This is a genomic window from Enhydrobacter aerosaccus, from assembly GCF_900167455.1.
In the GTDB taxonomy this organism is placed as follows: domain Bacteria; phylum Pseudomonadota; class Alphaproteobacteria; order Reyranellales; family Reyranellaceae; genus Reyranella; species Reyranella aerosaccus.
On record NZ_FUWJ01000028.1, the window covers coordinates 1 to 2,565 of the forward strand.

The 2,565-nt window shown below is 66.0% G+C and carries 1 pseudogene; it reads right to left on the minus strand.

Annotated features, from left to right (window positions below):
- Nucleotides 1-2,499, minus strand: a pseudogene (locus tag B5D62_RS32750) (hypothetical protein); the annotation flags it as partial.
- Nucleotides 2,500-2,565 lie beyond the last annotated feature (66 nt).

Genomic DNA, 2,565 nt, shown 5'->3' on the forward strand with positions numbered 1-2,565 from the left:
GGTCGATGCGGCCGAGGCATAGGCGCCGGTCACGCCGCCCGTGGCCCGCACGATCGTATAGGTCGTGCGCGCGCCGTAGGTGCCGGGCCCGACGCCGGCCAGCACCGTGCCGCCCAGAAGCGAGGCCGCACCACCGACGGCGAGCTGGCTGGCCTGCCCTGCGGCGTTGACCTGCGTGTAGAGCGTGCCGCCGACAGCTTGAGTGTAGCTGCCACTCACGTTCAGGGTCCCGTAGGAACCGCCCGGCGCCACGATACCGGCGTTGATGAGATTGCCGCCGATCGTGCCGGTGCCGCCCAGGCTGCCAGCGCTGCCGACGAGCGCATTGCCGGCGATACTGCCGGTCAGATTGAGGAACCCACCCGCCACCGCCGTCTGCCCGGTATAGGTGTTGGCGCCGCTCAGGGTCTGCGAGCCGCCCACGAGCAGAAGCCCGCCGCCGGTGCCGCCCGAGGCACCGCCGTCGGCCATAACGCCGGAGAAGGTGCCGTTGGCGTTGAGCAGGACCAGCGTCTTGGCCCCGAGGTTGACCTGCCCGGATCCGGTCAGCGCCTGGAGACCTGCCCCGGTGGGCGTCACGCCGGAGATGTCGAAGGTGCCGTTGTTGGCGAGTCCGCTCGAGCTTGCGATGCTACCGAAGCCTAAGAGATTGAGCTGCGCGCCAGACTGGATCGTCGTCGCGCCGCTGTAGCTGTTTGCACCGCTCAGCCCCTGCGTGCCGCCGGCGATGGTGAGGTTGCCACCGCCGACCGGATAGGCCCCGCTATCGGCGATCACGCCCGAGAAGATGCCGCTGGCGTTGGTGAGGACGAGGGTGTTGGCACCGAGATAGGTCGTGCCCGAGCCAGTGAGCGTATTGATGCTGATCGGCGCCCATGCCCGCGAGATGTCGAAGATGCCATTGTTCACGACGCCGCTCGAACTGGCGATGCTCCCCGGACCCGCGACGAGGAACATGCCGCCAGCGATGATCGATGTCTCGCCGGTATAGGTGTTCGTCGCGCTCGTCTGGATGGCGCCGCCGTTTCCGACCACCACGCCCCCCGGCCCCGAGATCACCCCCGCCAGTCCCAGCGGCACGTTGCTCCCGCTCACGATCAGCGGCCCACCTGCTGTCGTCGCAAGCGGTGCATCGGTGACGAAGAACGGCGTATAGCCGATCACCCTGTCCGAGAGATCGAACATCACCGAGTTCTGCATGAAGAAGGGCAGGCCGAGGATGTTGGCGTCGAACGGCGCATAGGCATAGGAATAGGGGCTGGCGCCTTGCGTCAGTGACGCCGACGTCGTCGGCAGTCCGGGAATGGTCGCACCGGCCGGCGTCGCACCAACCATCGAGATGGATGTCGCAGCAAGCCCGACGCTACTCAGGCTCTGGCTTAGCGTGAGGTTGGTCGTACCGGTATCCAGAAGGGTGATGCTCGTCGTCGACGTCGTCCCGCTCGGCGTCGTCAGGGAGACTCCGAAGTTTGCTCCGTACTCCAGTGAGGCATTGTTACCCGGCGTGGCGCCATAGGGATTGACGAAATTGTGCGAACTTGTCCGCGCCCAGGGAACCAGGCCTGGCAGAGCCGGATTCTGACTGGGCAGACCGACTGGCGCGAACTGGCCGATCAATTGCGGCGTCAGGCCAACGGTGACGCACGGATTGCAGTTCGTGACCGGCGTGACCGACCCGCCGATCATCACCGACGCGGTGCCGAACGGCGGATTCGAGACGCCGCCCGTGTTGCCCGGATTGGGTTGGCCGTTGGCCGCGACGATGAAGCCCTGCGCGGCAATATTGCTCCCGGCGACGCTTATCTGGCCGAGCACGCTGCCGACCGAGACCGGCGGGGTCTCGCTACCCGAGGGGCATCTGGAAGGCAGCGAAATGGCAACGGAGCAGCCGAACTGGGGAGAGGTGAAATCGCCGGCGCCGAAGATCCCATAGAACTGCGGCCCGTCCGGCGCGACCGGATTGGGATTGGAGGGACAGGAATAAGGCGAGTTGCAGAAGTAGCCCGGGAAGACCCAAGGCGGATTCTGATTCACGCTGTTGTCGGCGGCGACGGCGGTCATCTGGAAGCCTCCGCTCGCTGGTGTGGTCAGGGTCGTCAATCCTCCGGCCGGATTCTGGAAGCTGAGCGACGGGACCTGGACGATGTTTCCGAGATAACCCCGGCAGCTATTGCCGGGGCCGGTGCCGTAGCAGAACTGGACGTTGTTGCCGTTGGGAATCGTGGAGGTCGGAACGGCTTGCGTGCCGCCGCCGAATCCGTTCCAGGTGGCGGGATTCCAGGCGGCATTGAATCCGGGGGACCCGGTATCGAACAGGTAGGACTGCAGCGGCCCTCCGTTGATGCCGACATTGATGGCAAGCCGGTAGTCGGAACCGACGGGGACATAAGACAGCGGAATATTGGTCGACTGCGTCGGCATGCCTGTCTGGCCAAGCGCCGCCGTGCCAACGCCGCAGACCAGCATCAATCCGACAAGGGCCGTCGCAATTCGTTGCATCGATCTGCGGGCAGCCCACCGGCTCCGCAGAGAGAGCAGCACGGTCGTGACGATGCCAGGCCGCAG